Origin of the sequence: Clostridium sp. UBA7503, assembly GCF_002477055.1 — a bacterium.
In the GTDB taxonomy this organism is placed as follows: Bacteria; Bacillota; Clostridia; order Clostridiales; family Clostridiaceae; genus Clostridium_J; species Clostridium_J sulfidigenes.
Genome location: NZ_DLNT01000008.1, coordinates 1 through 22,153, shown reverse-complemented (window position 1 = coordinate 22,153; position 22,153 = coordinate 1). Strand labels below are relative to the sequence as shown.

19 protein-coding genes and 2 tRNA genes are annotated in these 22,153 nt (G+C 29.2%); 6 read left to right on the top strand and 15 right to left on the bottom strand.

Features of this window, described 5'->3' with window-relative positions; translation table 11 throughout:
- Positions 1-121: 121 nt before the first annotated feature.
- A complete protein-coding gene (locus tag B3630_RS01635; protein ID WP_346894931.1) occupies positions 122-1,498 on the bottom strand; it encodes a PhoH family protein in 1,377 nt (458 codons plus the stop codon).
- A 201-nt stretch (positions 1,499-1,699) separates the two neighbouring features.
- Here B3630_RS01635 and B3630_RS01630 point away from each other — a divergent pair, with 201 nt between their 5' ends.
- A complete protein-coding gene (locus tag B3630_RS01630; RefSeq protein ID WP_035135687.1) occupies positions 1,700-2,119 on the top strand; it encodes a Fur family transcriptional regulator in 420 nt (139 codons plus the stop codon).
- A 343-nt stretch (positions 2,120-2,462) separates the two neighbouring features.
- Entirely contained in the window at positions 2,463-3,128 is a 666-nt protein-coding gene (locus tag B3630_RS01625) for a hypothetical protein (RefSeq protein WP_346894930.1), read from the top strand.
- Between the two features lie 184 nt (positions 3,129-3,312).
- Here the strand turns inward: B3630_RS01625 and B3630_RS01620 are convergent, their stop codons facing one another.
- From B3630_RS01620 to B3630_RS01565, 12 genes are all read right to left on the bottom strand, one after another.
- Positions 3,313-4,305: a hypothetical protein gene (locus B3630_RS01620; RefSeq protein WP_346894928.1), complete on the bottom strand. Its 993-nt coding sequence runs from the start codon at positions 4,303-4,305 to the stop codon at positions 3,313-3,315.
- Between the two features lie 180 nt (positions 4,306-4,485).
- Positions 4,486-4,752: a hypothetical protein gene (locus tag B3630_RS01615; protein ID WP_346869350.1), complete on the bottom strand. Its 267-nt coding sequence runs from the start codon at positions 4,750-4,752 to the stop codon at positions 4,486-4,488.
- 86 nt (positions 4,753-4,838) lie between these two features.
- Positions 4,839-5,162, bottom strand: coding sequence for a hypothetical protein (locus tag B3630_RS01610; RefSeq protein WP_346894926.1), 324 nt, complete (start codon positions 5,160-5,162; stop codon positions 4,839-4,841).
- A gap of 65 nt (positions 5,163-5,227) precedes the next feature.
- Positions 5,228-5,752, bottom strand: a complete 525-nt coding sequence (locus B3630_RS01605) for a hypothetical protein (RefSeq protein WP_346894924.1) — start codon at positions 5,750-5,752, stop codon at positions 5,228-5,230.
- 247 nt (positions 5,753-5,999) lie between these two features.
- The gene (locus tag B3630_RS01600) at positions 6,000-6,731 is read right to left on the bottom strand and encodes a CPBP family intramembrane glutamic endopeptidase (RefSeq protein WP_346894922.1); all 732 of its coding nucleotides are present in this window, start codon (positions 6,729-6,731) and stop codon (positions 6,000-6,002) included.
- 60 nt (positions 6,732-6,791) lie between these two features.
- Positions 6,792-7,382 (bottom strand): ribosome biogenesis GTP-binding protein YihA/YsxC, encoded by a 591-nt coding sequence (gene yihA, locus B3630_RS01595; protein ID WP_346894920.1) that lies wholly within the window; start codon positions 7,380-7,382, stop codon positions 6,792-6,794.
- Complete coding sequence (gene lon, locus B3630_RS01590) at positions 7,372-9,705, bottom strand: endopeptidase La (protein WP_346894918.1); 2,334 nt, start codon at positions 9,703-9,705, stop codon at positions 7,372-7,374. Before lon ends, yihA begins: the two co-directional genes overlap by 11 nt.
- Before the next feature lie 317 nt (positions 9,706-10,022).
- Positions 10,023-11,714: an ATP-dependent protease LonB gene (gene lonB, locus B3630_RS01585; RefSeq protein ID WP_346894916.1), complete on the bottom strand. Its 1,692-nt coding sequence runs from the start codon at positions 11,712-11,714 to the stop codon at positions 10,023-10,025.
- A 139-nt stretch (positions 11,715-11,853) separates the two neighbouring features.
- The gene (clpX, locus tag B3630_RS01580; RefSeq protein WP_346894914.1) at positions 11,854-13,146 is read right to left on the bottom strand and encodes an ATP-dependent Clp protease ATP-binding subunit ClpX; all 1,293 of its coding nucleotides are present in this window, start codon (positions 13,144-13,146) and stop codon (positions 11,854-11,856) included.
- 18 nt (positions 13,147-13,164) lie between these two features.
- On the bottom strand, positions 13,165-13,749 hold the full coding sequence (gene clpP, locus B3630_RS01575; RefSeq protein WP_346894912.1) for an ATP-dependent Clp endopeptidase proteolytic subunit ClpP: 585 nt from the start codon (positions 13,747-13,749) through the stop codon (positions 13,165-13,167).
- A gap of 122 nt (positions 13,750-13,871) precedes the next feature.
- Positions 13,872-15,161 (bottom strand): trigger factor, encoded by a 1,290-nt coding sequence (gene tig / locus B3630_RS01570; RefSeq protein ID WP_346894910.1) that lies wholly within the window; start codon positions 15,159-15,161, stop codon positions 13,872-13,874.
- A 201-nt stretch (positions 15,162-15,362) separates the two neighbouring features.
- A complete protein-coding gene (locus tag B3630_RS01565) occupies positions 15,363-16,154 on the bottom strand; it encodes a hypothetical protein (RefSeq protein WP_346894908.1) in 792 nt (263 codons plus the stop codon).
- Positions 16,155-16,726: 572 nt separating this feature from the next.
- Here B3630_RS01565 and pflB point away from each other — a divergent pair.
- The 4 genes from pflB to B3630_RS01545 all read left to right on the top strand — a co-directional run bounded on the left by pflB (position 16,727) and on the right by B3630_RS01545 (position 21,777).
- The gene (pflB, locus tag B3630_RS01560) at positions 16,727-18,958 is read left to right on the top strand and encodes a formate C-acetyltransferase (RefSeq protein ID WP_346894906.1); all 2,232 of its coding nucleotides are present in this window, start codon (positions 16,727-16,729) and stop codon (positions 18,956-18,958) included.
- A 179-nt stretch (positions 18,959-19,137) separates the two neighbouring features.
- Positions 19,138-19,881, top strand: coding sequence for a pyruvate formate-lyase-activating protein (gene pflA, locus B3630_RS01555; RefSeq protein WP_346894904.1), 744 nt, complete (start codon positions 19,138-19,140; stop codon positions 19,879-19,881).
- Between the two features lie 203 nt (positions 19,882-20,084).
- On the top strand, positions 20,085-20,534 hold the full coding sequence (locus tag B3630_RS01550) for a YbjN domain-containing protein (RefSeq protein ID WP_346894902.1): 450 nt from the start codon (positions 20,085-20,087) through the stop codon (positions 20,532-20,534).
- A 151-nt stretch (positions 20,535-20,685) separates the two neighbouring features.
- A complete protein-coding gene (locus tag B3630_RS01545; protein WP_346894900.1) occupies positions 20,686-21,777 on the top strand; it encodes an AI-2E family transporter in 1,092 nt (363 codons plus the stop codon).
- 175 nt (positions 21,778-21,952) lie between these two features.
- Here the strand turns inward: B3630_RS01545 and B3630_RS01540 are convergent.
- Together B3630_RS01540 and B3630_RS01535 are read right to left on the bottom strand one after the other, a co-directional pair.
- Positions 21,953-22,029 (bottom strand) — tRNA-Arg (locus B3630_RS01540).
- A gap of 50 nt (positions 22,030-22,079) precedes the next feature.
- A tRNA-Gly gene (locus B3630_RS01535) sits at positions 22,080-22,153 on the bottom strand.

Genomic DNA, 22,153 nt, shown 5'->3' with positions numbered 1-22,153 from the left:
TCATTTTAATTAACTACAGAGCCAAAAAAGAACCAATAAATATTATAAAATACTTATCGATTCTTTACTATTATATAAATACTATAAAAATTATTATATCCTAATAAACTTGTGATTTATACTACAAACGTTGAGCAGCTTCAAAAGATAGTGGTGATCTTTCACATTCATCATATTTCAAAGTTACTTGGTAACACAATTTACTACCTTTCATTCTTTCAGATGCATAACATAACCCATTAGATCTAGAATCCATAAACGGGTGATCTATTTGGTCTGGATCTCCAATAAGTATAAGTTTTGTTCCAATACCTACCCTAGTTGTAATAGCCTTTACTTGCTTTGGAGAGAGATTTTGAGCCTCATCAATAATCACCCACTGTCTTATTATTGATCTACCTCTTAAATATGCTATGGCTTCAGTGGTTATAATCCTTCTATCAAATAATTCATTTACCTTATCTTGTAACTCTTTTTCATTTTTATATCTTTCTTTTTCATCTGAATCCACTAGAACTTCTAAATTATCAAAAATAGGTCTCATAAATGGGGATATTTTTTGCTCTTCAGTACCTGGTAAAAAACCTATTTCTTCATCCATAGTTACATTAGGTCTACATACTAATATCTTTCTATATTCACCTGTTTCTTCTTCTATGATTTTCTGTAATCCTACTGCTAAAGAAAATAATGTTTTGGCTGTTCCTGCTGGACCCTTTACTATACTTAAAGGAGCCATATTAGATGATGTAAATAGACACTCTAGCATAAATCTTTGTCCTACATTTCTAGCACTTAATCCAAGAGGTTTGCTATCCTTATAATGCAAATGCACTATATTTTCTCCATCAAATCTGCCTAAGGCACTTTGTTTTTTATTTTCTAAGGAATGCATAACTAAAAATTGATTTGTATAAAGGGTAGGAGTATAATACTCATCATTTTCTTCTTGATAACATACTACATCATTTTTAGATATAACCTTTTTTGAATAGAATTCTGAAAGCTTATCTTGTGAAACATAGACTTCGATTCTACCAGTATACTGATCATCTCCAGCTGGAACTACCTTCTCGTAAAAATCTTCGCTTTTCACATTAACAATATCTGCTTTTATTCTTTCAAAGGTATCCTTTGTAATTAATATAACATCTTCCCCAGCATCTTTTAATGCCTTGCATACTTGTAATATCCTGTTATCAGCCTTATTTCTATCCCAAAACTTTGGAACTTCTGCATTTAAGCAATTAGTCTCTATTCTTAATTTACCGCCACCAGGAAGAGGTACTCCTTCATTCAAATTTCCTAACTTTCTTAATCCATCTATAATTCTCGATGCCTGTCTAGCATTTAACCCAAGGTCAGTTTTATTTTTTTTAAAATCATCCAGCTCCTCTAATACCACCTCTGGTATTACTACATCATTATTACCAAAAGATAATAATGCTCCTGATGAATATAATATAACGTTAGTATCTAATACATATGTTTTTTTCAAGTCATTCTCCTCCTCTCTTATACTATAATATATGAGTTACTTCTTATTAATTGAATTAATTTTTTAAATTTATATAAATATTTTATTATAATTGCTATAATATAGCTATATTATATAATAATCATTATCCATTCTTTCCCTTTGACAATGGATAATATTTATTATATAATATCTATAATAAATAACTATAGAGGTGATTCAATGGATATTAATTTTACCCAGGTTTTCAAAGAAAAAAAACTGAAACTTACACCTCAGCGTATAGCCGTATACAATTACTTGAAATCAACAAAAGAACATCCATCAGCTGAAACAATTCATAAAGCTTTAAAAGAAGCGTATCCAACCATGAGTTTAGCAACAGTTTATAAAACGCTAAAGGTTTTAGTAGACGTTAATTTAATTCAAGAAATTAATGTTGGAGAAGGCAACTTTAGATATGATGGTTTTGCTGATCCACATCCTCATATACATTGTATAAAATGCTCTAGGGTAGATGATTTAGAAGGTGTTAACTTTGATTTTCTAAATTCTAGTGTAAAAGATAATACAGATTATGAGATTATTTCTAATAAAGTATATTTTTATGGACTATGCCCCATGTGCAAGAAATCAAAATAAGAGATTAGATTATCTAATCTCTTTTTTATTTGTCTAATTTTTAATAATTATTGTCTCTCTTTACACATATAATTTATAGAGGGGTGATTATAGTGTATAAGAAAAATAATTTGTATACTAAATTATTTAATATATTCTTATTTGTATTAGCTACTTTATGTTTTTTAAAACTATTTTTTGAAGAAGATAACTTAAAAGAGAAAAATGTATTCAACTTATCTGAAGAAAATATTGTAATTAATGAAGATTTAAATAATGATAATAAAAAAGATTCCATNNCGACTTATTAGCTCAGGTAAATTTAAATAGTAATGAAACCTATAGTTTAAACTATGATAAAAATTTGCAGACTCTTGGAGAATACTGCACGTATTGGCCTGTAAGGGTATCCACCTTAGATATTTCTAGAGATAATTCTAAAGAAATATTTATTCAAAGCTCTTTTCATAATAAAGCTGTTCAACATATTTTTTCTTGGAATGGTAATGGATATGATGACATATTTTGTTCTACCAATAATTTATTAGGATTTATCGATAGTGCTAATAGTAGAATTCCTAAAATTGTATCAGGTAACTTTCAAGATAATAATATTAATTTAAAGGGATATTTATATAATAGAGGCTCCCTTAAAGAATTTGATAATAATCTAACTACATCTTTACCAGGCAAAGATACTATAACTAACTTTATATGCCTAATAGAAAGTTTGCCTGACCCTTACTTCTCTGTTCCCAACTATTTTTATTCTCAAATAAGTGGTTCAGATTTAGAAAGTATTTTTAGGCTTGCTAATGGATCAAATTATTATAAATTTCAAGATGGTTATTTTACAGATTTAGCTTGGGATAATACAGGAAATATAACCTGTGAAAATTGGATATTAAACTTTAGAGTAATAAGCACATCGGATAGTAAAAAAGTAAGTAATCTAACTATAAATTTAATGATAAATAAATATAATGATAATGATTTTCCATTTAAAATCACCTCTGTCAATATATATTAAGCTATTTTACCTTTTTAATTTTCTCCTCCCATTATTAGAATTATTATATTCAAAAAATAAAAATGGGACCTAACGGTCCCAGGGGGATGGGGGGGCCTCTAAAATTACTTCTAGAGGTTTATGGAGATTTTAACTTCCATTACATTTTTATTATTGACTAAATTATATTTTATATACATCTCTTTTAAATATTTTGGTCTTTTTCTAAATTATTATATTGAAAAATTTTTTGTAATAATTTAATCTTATTTGGATCAATGAGTCTAATTAATATATTTATAATCTTATTGTACTCTTCCTCCGTTAACCCTTTTTCATCTCTAAATATGTTCTCTTCAATTATATCTGCTTCATCTACTGTAGTAATATTTTCTTCTGAAAACTCATCACTTTTTATAATGTCATTTATGTCTAAATTATTTAAATCTACATTGGAAAAATCTATTCGTGAAAACTCCAAGTTATTCATGTTATTCAATATGGCATTAAAGTCAAGATTAGCTAATATTTCATCTACTGATTCTTTATCTTTTTTTTTTATCTCTGTATACTCTTCAACATTTTCATTATTGACATTATTACCATCACTATAATTATTAGAATTCATATTCTGTAGCAGTGTTTTTAATTGTTCTATATCCTCTGGTTTAATCTGAGATAAAATTTGTTCTATAGAACTATAATTATTTACTGAATTATTACCATTGTTTACATTATTAGAAGGTGCTTGCGTATTACCTCCTCCTAATAAAGAAGATATCATGCTAATTAAATCGCCACTATCCCCTGTGTTACCTCCGCCTATGCCTAAATTGCTAAGCAAGTCTAGAATACCATTAAAGTTTCCGCCCATGCCTCCTAATATGCTAGCCAAAGGATTATTTCCTACCATATTATTCATAGGATTCATCATACCCATAGGATTCATTTCCATGGGATTATTCATTCCCATTTGGTTGTTCATTCCCATTGGGTTGTTCACTCCCATTTGGTTGTTCATTCCACCTGGATTATTCATTCCCATTGCACCTAAGTTAGTAGCCATATTCATTGCATTCATGCCCATATTATTATTCATTGGATTATTACCATTATATCCTCCAAAGTATCCATTATTATTTTGCTCTTGCACATAGTTTTCTTCTCTATCTCTTTTTCTATGCTTATGCTTTCCCATCTACTCACCTCTTTACTTATTATAAAATTTTAAAAAAGCAATCCATGAATAACATGGACTGCTAATTTTCTTACTTTTCTAGAAACCCCCCTATACTGGGCCATGGTTTACATCATTCTTTATCCATTGTTATTTCTACTTTTATAAGCAGTCCTTACTTTTGTTTAAACATCTTATAGTTTAGCAACATTTACAGCAGCATTGTTTTCTGCAGCAACATCCACTATTAAAGTTATTATGGCCAAATCCAGCATTCCCTCTATTAAATCCAAATCCACCAGAGCAACATAACCAATATAAGAATATTAAAGTTAATGCATTTCTAGCACTTGAATTACATTCTGTGTCTAGCAAACACTGATTTTTTAGAATTACGATTAATAGTAGAATTGTACATGGTTGAAAGCCACAACCTGAATTTCCTATATTTCCGCATCCACACATCATAAATTCCTCCTTCTTGTGAAGTGTACTTTCTAATTATCATAGATTAATTACTTAATAACTTTTGTTAATTTTTAATGTTTAATGTGCTATGCACAACAAACTTTTATTCTTTTACATTTGCATTTTTTTTCTTTGCATTTACACTTACAGCATTTACATTTGCATCCACATCCACATCCACATCTACATGAGCATTGGTTTCCACACATTGATCCATAGTTACAGTTTCCTAACATGTTATTACTTCCACATCCACCATTGAATCCACATAACCAATATAAGAAAAGTAATGTTAATGCATTTTTAGACTTTGATGAACCATCTAATAATCCTTGATTTGCAAGAATAACTATTATTAAAAGAATAGTACATGCTTGTGAGTTACATCTATTATTTGAATATCCACACATTTATTCATTCCTCCAATCTTTATTTATCGTTTTCTTATCTATATGCTTCTTGTATACTTTATTCTTTAGCATGGTTTACATACTTGTTGAGGTGTTCTTCTTATAAGAAAAATAGCTATTATAAGAATTATTTGACATATATTGCATCCACCAAAGCCACCAAAGCCGCTATTCCCAAAACAACAATTATTACCACCACATTGATTTTGATTACAGCATTGATTTTGATTACAGCATGGGCTACAACATGGGTTACATGAAGCAGTTTCTATAATATAATGCTTTTGTTTTTTACAATCTTTTCTTACTCCGCCACAGCAGCAGCAATATTCTTTACATTTGCAGCAGCACGGTTCACAGCAACAGCATGAGCAATCACAAGGATCACAACAGCAATTATTTCCGCCGCAACCACAGTTTCCATCGAATCCACCGAATCCACAGTTTCCTCCGAATCCACCTCTACAGAAAATTAGTATTAATATTATCCAAATTAGTATTTTTCCACTTCCAAATCCAAAGCTTTGAGAAGGGTTTCCATCTGTACAGTTTCCGCCAAACATCTGATATAGATTTGAATAGTCACTCATAGTTTTTATCCTCCTATTATATTTACATTTTTATATCATCATTTGTATAATACACTATATGATTTTGCTTAAGTTTTGACACTGATAATTACATTTTTGAAGTTTTTTATATATTTAATCTATAGTATTTTTAGTGTGTTTTTCCTAAGCCTCTTTACTACAATATATGTTTTTCCATAAAATCGGTGATAAAAAAGTCATCTCATAATTTTNNAAAATTATGAGATGACTTTTTATTATCTTATTACTATAAAATTATCTTGCTTAGAAGTAATATAACAGTAGAAACTCCATTAACAAATAAGTGGGTAAATACTGAATACCAAAACCCTTCCTTTTCAATTAGATAGCAGTTAAAAAAACTTACTACGAATAACGAAGCAAAAGCACTAATACTAAAGTGAATAGATGCAAATAATATACTAACAATAGATGCAGATATTATAAATCCAAACTCACCCTTAAGTCTACTTCTTAAAAACTTACCATAAAATAAGTACCTAAAAACGAATTCTTCAACCACTGGTGCAAAAATAACTGTAAAAGGAATGGTTATTATAAAAGAAACTAAATCATAATTATTTAGCATAGTTATAACTTGTTGTCGTTCAATAGGTATCTTTAATAATAATAGTAATAAAAACCAAAATAAACCACACACTATTATAAATCCATAAGCTAATAACACATATATCAATGCTTTACCTATTCTAAAGTCACCTAAAGAAAACCTATATTTTATATAATCATCATTCTTACATTTTGAACTAAACCAATTAGCTAAGATAAAAATTATTAAAACAAAAGGTAATATATTATTGTAAAGTTCCGGTAATAAGAAATACAATGATATATATGCTATAATTACTATAATTTTAATTAGCTTAGAATTTCTTTTTATTTTCACTGTTCTTAGATAAAATACTAGTGGTAAAATATAAAGCATAAATATAATAAATAAATTTCCTAATATCTTCAAATAAACACCCCTCTTTAATTACATATATACTTATATGTTTAAAAGTAAATCAATATTATTTTACTCAATTCCTAAGTCTTTAAATATTTCCTCAAGTAATTCTTCTTTTCCTTCCTTTTTTAAAGAAGAGAATAATAATAATTTATCTTCTTTTCCAAGCTTTAATGTTTCTTTTATTACCTTAGCACTTCTCTGTAATTCACTTTTAGTTAACTTATCTTTTTTAGTTGCTACAACTATAACTTCATAACCATAATGCTTAATCCACTCATACATCATTATATCATCACCAGTTGGTTTATGCCTACAGTCCACTAAAATAACTACTTTTTTCAATTCTGGCCTATTTATTAAATATTGTTCCATCATTTTTCCCCAAGTAGCCTTCTCACTTTTTGATACTTTAGCATATCCATATCCAGGTAAATCTACAAAGTATAGCTTATTATTTATAGTAAAGAAATTTATAAGTCTTGTTTTGCCAGGTGTACCACTTACCTTAACTAACTTTCTTCTATTTGTTAAAGTATTAATAAGTGAAGACTTTCCTACATTAGATCTACCAACAAAGGCAACTTCACACATTCCATCTTCTGGATATTGGGTGGGCTTTACAGCCGAAGTTTTAAATTCTGCTTGTTTAATTTCCATTTTTATCTTCTCCAACTAGTGCATTCTTCAATACATCTTCAATTTTTTCTACTGGTATAAATTTTATTTTATTTTTTATAACTTTTGGTATATCCTTTAAATCTTTTTCATTAGCTTTAGGGATAATTATAGTTTTTATTCCCATTCTGTAAGCGGCCAGACTTTTTTCTTTAAGTCCCCCTATAGGTAATACTCTACCAGTTAAAGTAACTTCTCCTGTCATAGCTACTGAATATTTTATTTTTCTGTTGCTTAAAGCAGAAACCATAGCTGTAACCATAGTAACTCCAGCGGATGGACCATCCTTAGGAATAGCTCCTTCCGGTATATGAATGTGTATATCTTTATTTTTATAAAATTCTTTATCTATACCATACATGTCACAATGAGCCCTTACATAACTGTAACCGGCCTTAGCTGATTCCTTCATTACATCTCCTAATTGACCTGTAAGTTGAAGCTTACCATCACCTTCCATTACTGCTACTTCTACAGGAAGTGTATCACCACCATATCCAGTCCAGGCAAGACCTGTGACTACTCCAATCTTATCTTCTTTATCTAAATCATCATAGCTATATAATTCAGAACCTAGATACTTCTTAACAGTTAAAGAATTTATAGTTATTTTTTTCTTATTACTTTCCATTATTTCGGTTATAGATTTTCTTATTACTGAAGCTATCTTTCTTTCTAGATTTCTAACTCCTGATTCTCTTGTATATCTATTTATTATAGTTCTTAAAGCACTTTCATTTACTATAATCTGACCATCTTCCACAGAATATTCCTTCATAACTTTAGGTACTAAATATTTCTTTGCTATTTCATATTTTTCTTCTGTAGTATAGCCCGAAACCTCTATTACTTCCATTCTATCTAATAGTGGTCTAGATATAGTATCTAAAGTATTTGCTGTAGTTATAAATAATACTTTTGACAAATCAAACTCTACATCTATATAATGATCTCTAAAGGTCTTATTCTGTTCTGAATCTAGCACCTCAAGAAGAGCATCTTCTACGTTTCCTTTATAATCCTTTGATACTTTATCTATTTCATCTAAAAGACATACTGGATTTTTGTAACCAACTTCCTTTAATGCAGATACAATTCGTCCTGGAATTGCTCCTACATAAGTTTTTCTGTGGCCTCGAATTTCAGCCTCATCTTTTACTCCACCTAAACTCATTCTTACAAATTTTCGTCCTAGTGAATTAGCCACTGATTTTGCAATAGATGTTTTACCAACTCCTGGAGGTCCAACTAAGCATACTATAGGTGACTTTAATGATTTACTCATTTTTCTAACTGCTAAATATTCTATAATTCTTTCTTTTACATCTTCTAGTCCGTAATGCTCCTCATCTAAAACTTTTCTAGCATTAGTTAAGTCTAAATTATCTTTTGTTAGCTTATTCCACGGCATACCTAAAATAGTATCTAAATAAGTTTTTATAACTGATCCCTCTTGGGATGAAGGCCCAATATTTTTAAGTCTATTGATTTCAAATTCGATCTTAGTTTTAATATCTTTAGGTAATTTAATTTGCCCTAATTTTTTTTCATAATTAGTTATTTCTTTTCCAAACTCATCTTCTTCTCCTAACTCTTCTTGAATTACCTTAAGTTGCTCTCTAAGATAGTACTCCTTTTGAGATGCACTTACTCTAGCTTTAACTTTATTACTTATAAGCTTCTCTACTTTTACAACTTCAATCTCTTTTTTTAGAATAACTAATAATTTTTCCATTCTTTCTTTAATTGAAATAATTTCTAATAACTCCTGCTTTACATCAGCCTTTACTGGTAGAAATGCACTTATTACATCACAGTATACACTATTATCTTCTTCTGCTTCTAATTCCACTATTAAATCTTTAAATTCTTCACCAGCTAATTCTAAATAATTAATAAACATATCATTTAGTGAGTTTTTATATCCTTCAGATTCTGTCTTATCTTCTATATCCAACTCTTCAACGGCTTCAACTTCTGCACTTATACAATCATCTTCATCTAAATATTTTACAAGTTTAGCCCTATATTCTCCCTCTACTAATACTCGCAAGTGATTACCTGGCAACTTCATAAATTGCTTTATTGTACATACACATCCAACATTATATATATCTTTTTCAGTTGGATTTTCAGTAGTTGCTTCTCTTTGACTTATTATAAATATCTTCTGATCTTCATCCATGGCTCTATTAATTGCTTCTATAGATTTCTTTCTTCCTATATCAAAGTTTAAAGCCATATGTGGAAAAATACTTAATCCCCTAAGGGGAATTAATGGAAGTTTCATTATTTGATTCTCCATAATATCTCCTCATTTCTATCTAATCTATTATTTAATCTTACTTAATTTCACATTATAAAATCTTACCTAGTTTACTCAAACTAATAATTCAACCTAAAGTATTTATATAGGAATCTTTCAGGGCAGGGCAGTGTTTTCTTTTTTATTGTAAAATACAACTTATAAAAGAAATTCCTACTTTAACAAAATATCTAAATGATATGTCGTTATTGTATTAATTATAATTAGACTAGTATATTATACCTATAAAAATATAATTTTTCAATTAAATAATCCCTATAAAAGTTTTATCCATTGAACTTCTATAGGGATTATATTTAGGCATCTAATTGAGGTAACATATTCAATTCAAACTCTTGCTCTTTTTTTTCTACACTTATGTGAAGAATTTGATCTTTTATTATTGCTTCATCTATTACTTCCTTTATAGTATTTACCGGTATTACTTTTATATCTTTATAATCTTTATATACCTCTTGCCAATTTTCTTTTGGAATTAAAACCTTTGTTGCACCTGCTTTTATAGCACCAGTAATCTTAGCTGTAACACCACCAACTGGCTTTACTTCACCATGAATAGATATTTCTCCTGTCATAGCTGTATTATTATCTACACTCCTACCTGTTATTGCACTATAGATTGCAGTAGTCATACTTATTCCAGCAGAAGGACCATCTACAGGTATTCCCCCTGGAAAATTAACATGTATATCGTATTTTTTTGTATCTATGTTATATATTCTTTCCAACACTGTAATTACATTATCAATAGAATTTCTTGCTGTACTTTTTCGTTTTAATTTTCTACCCTTATCTCCTAATTCCTCTTCCTCAACAATACCTGTTATTTTTACTATTCCTTCTCTTTCTCTTGCCTTAGTTGCTGTTGCCTCTATTTCCATTACAGATCCAACATTTGAACCATATACCGCAAGTCCATTTACATAACCAACCTTTGGTTTCGCACATATTTTTTTATTAGGCTTTGGTGAGTATTGACCATTCTCAATAACCCATTGTATTTCATTTATACTAACAGTATTTCTATTTTCATTAATTACAATTCCACAGGCTAATTGAACCAAATTTACAGCATCACGACCATTATTAGCAAACATTCCAACTAATTTTGCTGCTTCTTCTTCTATTGATATTTCAATTTTTTCTGCCGCATTTTTTGCAATTACCTCTATTTCATCCCCATCTAGGGATCTAAAGAATATTTCTACACATCTAGATCTGATAGCTGGAACTATTTCTTCTGGACTTCTAGTTGTTGCACCTATTAATCTAAAGTCAGCAGGAAGTCCTTCTTCAAATATCTCTTTAATATAAGATGGCATATTAGGATCTTCACTATTATAATATGCACTATCCAAAAATACTTTTCTATCTTCTAACACTTTCAATAACTTATTCATTTCTATAGGATGTAATTCACCTATTTCATCAATAAATAGAACTCCTCCATGTGCTTTTGTAACTGCTCCAGGTTTTGGTTGAGGTACCCCTATAACACCTAATGGACCCGCCCCCTGATATATTGGATCATGAACTGATCCTATTAATGGATCCGCTATTCCTCTTTCATCAAATCTTATAGTTGTAGCATCAATTTCTACAAAAGAAGAAGTTGCCTTAAATGGTGAAGCTGGAATTAGTTTTGCCTCTTCTAATACCAGTCTTGCTGCTGCTGTTTTTCCTATTCCTGGAGGTCCATATATTATAACATGTTGAGGATTTGGACCACATATGGCTGCTTTTAAAGCCTTAATCCCCTTTTCTTGACCAATTATATCTTCAAAATTTCTAGGTCTACTCTTTTCTGTTAGAGGCTCGGTCAAACATATACTTTTTAACTTTCTCAGCTTTTCAATTTCTTTAGTGTTCTCCTTATTAATTGTAATCTTAGATGATTTTTGTCCCTTTAATGCATTAAAGAAGTAAATTCCCATTACTATTGTAACTAATAGTTGTATTAGCATAATTAAAATCGCTACTGGTTCCATATCAATATTAGCCTACTTTATAAGCAAACTAATCTTCCCTCCCTTTACTAATTATTTAAGTCACAATAGTATTATTCACAATATATTGGATTAATATTCTATAACAAGAAAAAACTGCTGAAATTCAGCAGTTTTTATATTATGCAAGTTCAGGTGTTCTCTTTACACTCTTTTTACTATCTATTTTTAAAGGTTCTCTTTTTCCATTGTCTGCAATGATATATTCAGGAATCTTTGTATTTAAAGTTTCTTCATGAATTATAACCTTTTCTATTTCTTCACGTGAAGGAATCTCATACATTATTTCTTGCATTATATCTTCTATTATTGCTCTTAATCCCCTTGCTCCTGTGCTTCTCTTTATTGCTTCTTTAGCTATAGCTATAAGAGCATTTTCATCAAATTCAAGTCTAACATCATCAATTTCTAATAACTTTTGATACTGCTTTACTAATGCATTTTTAGGTTCACTTAATATTTTTACAAGAGCATCTTCATCTAAGTTATCTAAAGTTACTATTACAGGAATTCTTCCTACAAACTCTGGAATTAATCCAAACTTCAGTAAATCACCTGGCATTATTTGCTTAAATAATTCTCCTAAGTCTTGTTTTTCCTTAGACACCACTTCTGCACCAAATCCCATGGCTGATTTTTGAGTTCTCTTTGTTATAATTTTTTCTAATCCATCAAAAGCTCCACCACAAATAAATAATATATTAGATGTGTTTATTTGGATAAACTCTTGATGTGGATGTTTTCTTCCTCCTTGTGGTGGTACAGAAGATACAGTTCCCTCAAGAATTTTAAGCAAAGCTTGCTGAACTCCTTCACCAGAAACATCTCTAGTTATAGATGGATTTTCAGACTTACGTGCAATCTTATCAATCTCATCGATATAGATAATGCCTCTTTCAGCTCTTTCTATATCATAATCAGAGTTTTGAATTAATTTTAATAATATATTTTCTACGTCCTCACCTACATATCCAGCTTCCGTAAGAGTTGTAGCATCTGCTATTGCAAAAGGTACATTTAACATTTTTGCTAGTGTTTGAGCTAATAAAGTTTTACCTGAACCTGTTGGTCCTAAAAGAAGTATATTACTTTTTTGTAGTTCTATATCATTATCCATAACATTAGAATTTATTCTTTTATAATGATTATACACTGCTACAGACAAAGCCTTTTTAGCATCATCTTGCCCTACTACATACTGATCTAAATACTTTCTAATTTCTTTAGGTTTAGGTAATGTGCCCATGTCAATTTGGACATCCTCTTCTCTTTCATCTACTATGATTTCAGAACAAAGCTCGATGCACTCATCGCAAATATATACACCTGGACCTGCAATAAGTCTTCTTACTTGCTCTTCACTTTTTCCACAAAAAGAACATTTAAATTTTTTCTTTTCTTCATTTCTTGGCATGTTGACACCCCTTTAAAGCTATTTCTTTTTAACAATTACTTCATCTACTAATCCATATTCCTTAGCTTCATCCGCGGACATAAAATAATCTCTTTCAACATCTTGTTTTATTTTATCTAAAGGCTTGCCTGTTCTTTCACTTAATATTTCATTAAGAGTTTCTTTTATCTTTAATATTCTTTTAGCATGAATATCAATGTCAGTTGCTTGACCTTTAAATCCACCTAACGGCTGATGTATCATTATCTCACTGTTAGGAAGCGCATATCTTTTTCCCTTTTGTCCTGCTGCAAGTAAAAAAGCTCCCATAGATGCAGCCATCCCTACACAAATTGTAGAAACCTCAGACTTTATATAGTTCATCGTATCATAAATTGCCATTCCAGAAGTTATTGAACCACCAGGGCTATTTATATATAGATATATATCCTTATCTGGATCCTCTGACTCTAAAAACAAAAGTTGTGCTACAATTAAACTAGCAGTAACATCATTTACTTCATCAGATAAAAAAATAATTCTTTCTTTTAATAATCTAGAATATATATCATAAGATCGCTCGCCCTTACCCGTTTGCTCTACAACCATTGGTATATAACTCATAATTACAACCTCCTTACTATTGTAAATATATTAGAATATTTACTATTATATCCTCATTAAAATTATTTTAACCTATTTTATTTAAAATAATTGCCAGTATATACTGGCAATTATTAATTAACTTAAATAGTTTTGCTATTTTCCATTATCATGTTCTTAACTTTTTCATTTACTATTTGAGTTCCAAGATATTCTCTTTGAACTTGAACTAATCTATCAACAGTTTCTTCCAATTTCTCAGCTTCACCATACTTGCTAGCAATCTCTGTAGCTTTTTCTCTTATCTCATCTTCTGATGCCTCAATTTTCTCAACTTTAGCAATTTCACTTAATACTAATTCATTTTTAACATTTTTAGTTGCTATATCTTTCATTTGTTCTCTAAAGTCAGCTTCTGAAGTATTTGTAAACTTGAAGTAACTTTCTATATCTAAACCTTGATACTTTAATCTATTCTCTAAATCTTGTAGCATTCCATCTAATTCTCTATTTACCATAGCATCTGGAATTTCTACATTAGCATTAGCTACTACAGTTTCTATAACAGCCATTTCATATTCATTTATTACTTTCAACTCGTTAGCTTTTACTAATTCTTCTCTTATACTATTTCTAAGTTCCTCTAAAGTTTCAAATTCAGAAACCTCACTAGCGAATTCATCAGTTATCTCCGGTAATTCTTTTTTCTTAACAGATTTAACTGTTACTTCAAATTTAGCTGGTTTTCCATTTAAATCCTCTTTTCCATATTGTTCTGGGAAATTAACGTTTACGTCTTTAGACTCTCCAGCTATTAATCCAACTAATTGATCTTCAAAGTTATCAATAAAGCTACCTGAACCTATTTCTAATTCGTAATCTTTAGCTTCTCCACCTTCAAAAGCAACTTCATCTACATAACCTTTGAAGTCTATAACAGCTATATCACCTTTTTCAACAGCTCCCTCTTTAACTTCTACTCTTGTATTTTGAGCTTGTAATTCTTTTAATTTATTTTCTACATCCTCATCTGTAACTACTACTTCTTCTTTCTTTGCTTCTATTCCCTTATAATCACCTAATTCAACTTCTGGTACTACTGGTACTGAAGCAGTATATATAAATTCCTTGCCTTCACCAATTTGAACAATATCAATTGATGGATAATCTACTGGATTTATATTATTTTCTGCTAATACTTCTGGATAAGTAGTTTCATATATGTAGTTTATAGCATCCTCATATAATGCACCTTCACCATAGTATTGTTTAATTATATTCATTGGAGCCTTACCTTTTCTAAATCCAGGCACATTGAATTTTTTCGCATTTTTTCCATAAGATTTTTTAACAGCCTCTGCAAATTTATCTGCCCCTATTGTTACTTCAAATTTAACAACGTTTTTTTCTAGCTTCTCCATTTTAACGTTCATTATTTCTTCCTCCTAATATTCCCAACTCTGTATTTCTTAAAATTATAACATAAATTTAGTAAAGTAAATAGTACATTTCATTATTTAACTGTTAGTCAGATACATCATCATTCTCTAAATTTATGATAATAAATTAAATATTACCTAATAAATTATACAATAATACTATTATTATGTACAATACTTTTTGCCATGATATATTTATTCAATTATTTTACCATTTTTATCCACGATTATTTCTTTATTATCTAAAGATATAGTAAGACCCTTATCTGTTATTTGTCCCACTTCAAAAGTTTTTCCTTTTACATTATAATATGCCCTATGAGTATTACTCTCCATATTATATATCCACAAATACTTATCATCACTATTATTTATCCAAGGCAAGCTACTAGAATATGCAATATGTGTATTGTCAATAAATTGAGCACTTTCAACCCATTTATAAGAAGGATTATATTTTAATACATTTTCCTTTTTAAATACTTCATTAGTAGTTGACACATACTGTTCATTGGTGATGTTTATTAGTTTCTCTTTACTATTTACAATATACATATCTTGAGCTTCTTTGTCTAAAATTAAAATCACTTCTTGAGATGGGGCTATACTACATTTAACTTGTGAATCTGAATCAATTGTGTTGATTTTCTTAACTTGATCTTTTTCTTCATAATTAATAGTAATTTTTTTTCCTGATTTAAGAACTATATCTGAATAGGTTTTAGTAGACTTTTCTTCTAAAACACTTTCCTCTTCAGAACTTTCTTCAGTTTTATTCTTATTTTCTTCTGACTTATGGTTACTATCCTCTATTCTTTCTTTAATGAAAAATTTTTTTATAGCCACTATTCCTTCTCTATTAGTAAAAACTAATCCAGTTATCCCAATAACCATTATTATAATCAAAAATATAATCATATATTTTATACGCCTCAGCTTTAACTGTCTGCGATAATCTTTACTAAACATACTTGGCTTTTTCCTCACAGCTTTTACCTCCATAGTTAACTTTATTATTTTAATAATACATTTTGATTAATAATTATATTCTTATAACTTATTATAACTCAACTTATTATAAATTAACATTTTTTTATACCAAATCAATTTAAATTTACAATTAATTTATTTAATTATATTAACCAGCTTTATTTTTTGTTTTATGTTTCCAATTATCATTACTGTATTACTTTAATATATCAAATTATGTTTTACAACAAATTAACTTCTCTCTGTTTCAAAATTTCATTTAAGCTGTTATATCCATCTTTAGATTAACCTTTAATGAAAATTGTTAAATGCCTTCTTGCAATTATCTTTTTACTAAATTTTAGAAATTTAATCCTTTACTTGATTTAATTTTCTGAATTTTTAATCTTTTATCCCTATTAAAAAAACTGTTGTTTTCCATCTGTTATAGTTGTATAATTATAACAGATGGAAATAAAATTAAAATCAAATCAAAATTATTAATTAATAATTTTAGTACATAAAACAAATAAACTAAATCTGTTTTATACTTTGATTTTATTAAAAATTATTTTTTAGGAGGATTATATATGTTTACTCAATGGAATGGATTCAAAGGCACAATTTGGAAAAAGGAAGTTAATGTAAGAGACTTCATTCAAACTAACTATACTCCATATGAAGGTGATGCATCATTTTTAACAAGTGCTACAGAAGCTACAAATAAATTATGGAACAAAGTAAGCGAATTATTTGAAAAAGAAATAGAAAACGGTGGCGTTTTAGATGTTGATACTAAAACCATATCTAAGATAGATGCATATAACCCAGGGTATATAGATAAGAATCTTGAAAAAATTGTTGGTATTCAAACTGACGCTCCACTTAAAAGAGCTGTTATGCCTCAAGGTGGAATAAGAATGGCTGAAACTGCAGCTAAATCTTATGGATATGAAATCGACCCTTTAATTTCTGAAATATTCTCAAAACATCGTAAGACTCATAATCAGGGAGTTTTTGATGCTTATACAGATGAAATGAAATTGGCTAGAAAATATGGTATAGTAACAGGTTTACCAGATGCTTATGGAAGAGGTAGAATCATAGGTGACTATAGAAGAGTTGCTTTATATGGTATAGATAGATTAATAGAAGATAAAATTCAACAAAAGAAAAGCTTAGAAGTTAGTACTATAGATGCTGATGTTATTCAATTAAGAGAAGAATTATCCGATCAGATAGTGGCTCTTAACGAGTTAAAAACAATGGCAGCTAGTTATGGATTTGATATATCAGTTCCTGCTAAAAATGCTCAAGAAGCTATTCAATGGTTATATTTTGGGTATCTTGGTGCAATAAAACAACAAAATGGTGCTGCTATGTCTCTTGGTAGAACTTCTACTTTCATTGATATATATATTCAAAGAGATATAGATAATGGCATTCTTACTGAAAAAGATTCTCAAGAAATTGTAGATCACTTTGTAATGAAGTTAAGATTAGTAAAATTTTTAAGAACTTCTGATTATAACAACCTATTCTCCGGAGATCCAACTTGGGTTACTGAAGTAATAGGTGGTATGGGATTAGATGGAAGAACATTAGTAACTAAAAACTCTTTCAGAATGCTTAATACATTATATACATTAGGAGCATCACCTGAGCCAAACTTAACTGTACTATGGTCAACAAGATTACCTCAAGGATTTAAAGATTTCTGTTCAAAAGTATCTATTGATACAAGCTCTGTTCAGTATGAGAATGACGATTTAATGACAACTTATTGGGGTGATGACTACGCTATAGCTTGTTGTGTATCAGCTATGAAAGTTGGGAAGCAAATGCAATTCTTCGGAGCTAGAGTAAACTTAGCTAAGACTTTACTATATACTATAAATGGCGGTATAGATGAAAAATCCGGAGTACAAGTTGCTCCTAAGATGGAAAAAATAACTTCTGAATACTTAAGCTATGATGAAATTATAGAAAAATTCGATGTTATGGTAGAATGGTTAGCTAAACTTTATGTTAATACATTGAATGTTATTCACTATATGCATGATAAATACTCTTATGAATCTTTACAAATGGCTTTACATGATAGAGATGTATTTAGAACAATGGCATGTGGTATAGCTGGACTTTCAGTATGTGCAGACTCTTTATCTGCAATTAAATATGCTAAAGTTAAGCCTATTAGAAATGAACAAGGAATAGCAGTAGACTTTGAAATTCAAGGTGACTTCCCTAAATACGGAAATGATGATGATAGAGTTGATGATATAGCAGTATACTTAGTTGAAACTATGATGAATAAGATTAAAAAGAACAAAACATACAGAAATGCATATCACACTCAATCAGTGCTTACTATAACTTCAAACGTAGTTTATGGTAAAAAAACTGGTTCAACACCTTGTGGACGAAAGGCTGGCGAGCCATTCGCTCCTGGCGCTAATCCTATGCACGGAAGGGATAATAGCGGTTCTTTAGCATCTCTAAACTCTGTAGCTAAATTACCATATGAATATTCTCAAGATGGTATTTCTAATACTTTCTCAATTATTCCAGATGCTTTAGGAAAATGCTCTGAAAACAGAATATCAAACTTAAGTAACTTATTAGATGGATATTTTGTACAAAATGCTCATCACTTAAATGTAAATGTATTTAATAGAGAAACTTTATTAGATGCTATGGATCATCCAGAAAAATATCCTCAGTTGACTGTAAGAGTTTCTGGATATGCTGTTAACTTTATTAAATTAACAAGAGAGCAACAATTAGATGTTGTTAACAGAACTTTCCACGCATCAATGTAATCTGACTAAAAAGAATTAATTATAACAACATAGTAGAGATATCTTAGTTAGATATCTCTACTATATTTAGTATTTTGAAAGGAACTTAAATTAATTTTATAGAGAAATTATAGAATTTATTTTTTGTATAAAGTTAATTATATTATTTAAATTAAATTAAATTAGAAGGAGGCTTTATAATGAAAACTGGTAGAATTCACTCAATAGAAAGCATGGGCTTAGTTGATGGTCCTGGTATAAGAACTGTAGTATTTTTTCAAGGATGCAAATTAAGGTGTGCTTATTGCCACAATCCAGATACTTGGAACTTAAAAGATGGTAAGGAAGTCACTTCTGATGAAATTATAAATAAAATTATAAGATTTAAACCCTATTTTCAACCTTCTGGAGGTGGTGTAACATTCTCTGGTGGAGACCCCCTTGTTCAACCTGAATTTTTATTAGAATTATTAAAAAAATGCAAAGAACTAGGTATTCATACAGCTATTGATACCGCTGGCTATGGACATGGTGACTATGATGAAATATTAAAGTATACTGATCTAGTTTTATTAGATGTAAAGCATATTAATAGTGATGGATATGTAACTCTTACCGGTAGGGATACACAAGATGTTAACTTATTCTTGTCAGCTCTTAGAAAGTCTAAAACTTGTGTATGGGTTAGGCATGTAGTAGTTCCTGGTTATACAGATACTTTAGAGCATATGGATAAAATAGCTAATATAATAAATGAAGAAATTCCTAATGTAGCTAAAATAGAATTATTACCTTATCATCTTTTAGGTATAAATAAGTATGAGAGTTTAGGTATAGACTATAGGCTAGATGGTGTAAATCAAATGGATAAAGAAAGTTGTAGTCAACTTCAAGATTATTTAATATCTAAAGTTCAACAGAGTAAAAAGAGTAAAATTTCTTAACCTGTTAATATTTTTACATTTTTTTCCACATAATCCCCAGATTTATCCACAGGTTAGTAATAAACTATAATTTAAATCATATACTTATAAGTTATACAATTCTATTTACTAACCATCTCTTTTATGAGATAATTACTAATACATTATAATATATATAATATTCAAAATATATTTATATAAATTTTATTCAAGGGGGAAATAGTATGAGAAGTAATGCTATAGAATTTGAAAAATATATAGAAGAACATAGACTTCCATTAAACAAAGGACTCAATGTAGATGAATTTACCATCTTTTCATTTCCTGAAAAGATCACTATAAACGGAGTTACTAAGCCAGTTCTAGGCGGTGGACAAGATAGAAGAGCTGTTATATCATTAAGAGATGATGATACATTAGCTGACATCTTCTGCTTTAATATAGCCTCTATATCTAAAGATCAAGATAAATATAAGTTATATGCTTTATTCAATGAATTAAACTCTACATATAAATATGTATCCTTTTATGAGGATAATGAAGTTATAAGTGCAAAAGTATCTCTACCCTTTAATAATAACTTTGATGCAGATTTAGTTTTCCAAATGCTTTCTATAATATTTAGAGCTGTAGATGAAGAATACCCTAAAATTCTTTCTACCTTGCACAACTAAATAAACTAGAAAACTAACATGCTAGTTTTAATTTTCTAGCATGTATTTTTTTAATCATTTATGTTATTACATATAATGGCATTAACTTAATTAAAGTTAAATAAATCTCAAAGTCTTTACCATTCCAAAATTTAAATTAAAGGAGGAAAAAATGAATAAAAATAAAAATTTTACTAAAATAATACAAATTCTTCTAATAATAAATTTAATTCTGCTAGCTATAGGACTCTTCAGTAAAATGAATTTTGTACTATCTCCTATAACTACAATTCTTAATGCTATGTTTATACCTATAGTTTTAGCAATTTTTCTTTACTATTTAGTGAGACCTGTTAAAAGATTTCTTCAAAATAGGAAATTATCAAGTGGAATAGCTACAGCCCTTTCAATACTATTGATAATAGTATTAATTGTATATATGCTTATATATTCTTCATCAATAATAGCTACTCAAGGTGAAAGTTTAACCATAGCTATTATTGAGTCCGTGCAGAACTTAGCTGATAAATATAGCTACTTATTTCCACAAATTAATGAATTTTTAAATATTGGTGAATTACTTCAAAAAGCCGCTAACTATTTAGTAAATTCTTTTACAGACATAAGTAAAAACATATATGTATTTGCTAGTTCTATAGGTAATTTTATAGCTCAGATGATTTTAATACCAATAATAATGTTTTATATACTTAAAGATGATAAAAAAATATATAATACTTTCACTTCCTTTCTTCCAAGAAAATTTAAAAGTATTATATTGAAAATACTTCATGAAATTGATACAGTATTAAAACAATACATTACTTCACAGATTATGGTTGCTTGTGTCATCGGAGTTCTTATGTTTATAGGTTATGTAATCATCGGAATGCCTAATGCTCTTGTTCTATCTCTATTTTCTCTTATAACTGCCTTTATTCCTTTCTTAGGTGTAATACTGGGAATTATTCCAGCCATCCTTATATCCTTAAGTATGGGCTTTGGTATGGTACTTAAAATAATAATTCTTACAGTTGTTGTTCAACAGTTAGAAGGCAATGTTATAACCCCTAATATCACTGGTAACCAACTGAATATGCATCCACTGACAACTATTTTAGTAGTTACCATAAGTGTATACTTTGGAGGCTTCTTCGCAGCCTTCCTTGCAGTTCCTATATATAACATTGTTAAAATTCTTGTTAAGAATTTATATTGTTATTTGATAAATAAGCATAATACGGAAATTACAGTTGAAAAATAACTTTCAATATTAAAATAAGCACTATTGATTTAACTCATCAGTGCTTATTTTTTTACTCTATCATTTCTATAATATTATTGATTATGAGTAAATCTCATCATTAATGAAAAGTTAAGAATAAAATAAAAAATACCAACGATTTCACCTACTGAAATCGTCGATATCACTACATTCATGGTACACCCAACAGGATTTGAACCTGCCACCGATGGATTCGAAGTCCAGCGCTCTATCCAGCTGAGCTATGGGTGCAAAAGCGAAATATGAATTCCTTATAAAATATCTTCTCAAAAAATAAAAAATGGAGCGGGTGAAGGGAATCGAACCCTCGTAACTAGCTTGGAAGGCTAGCACTCTACCATTGAGTTACACCCGC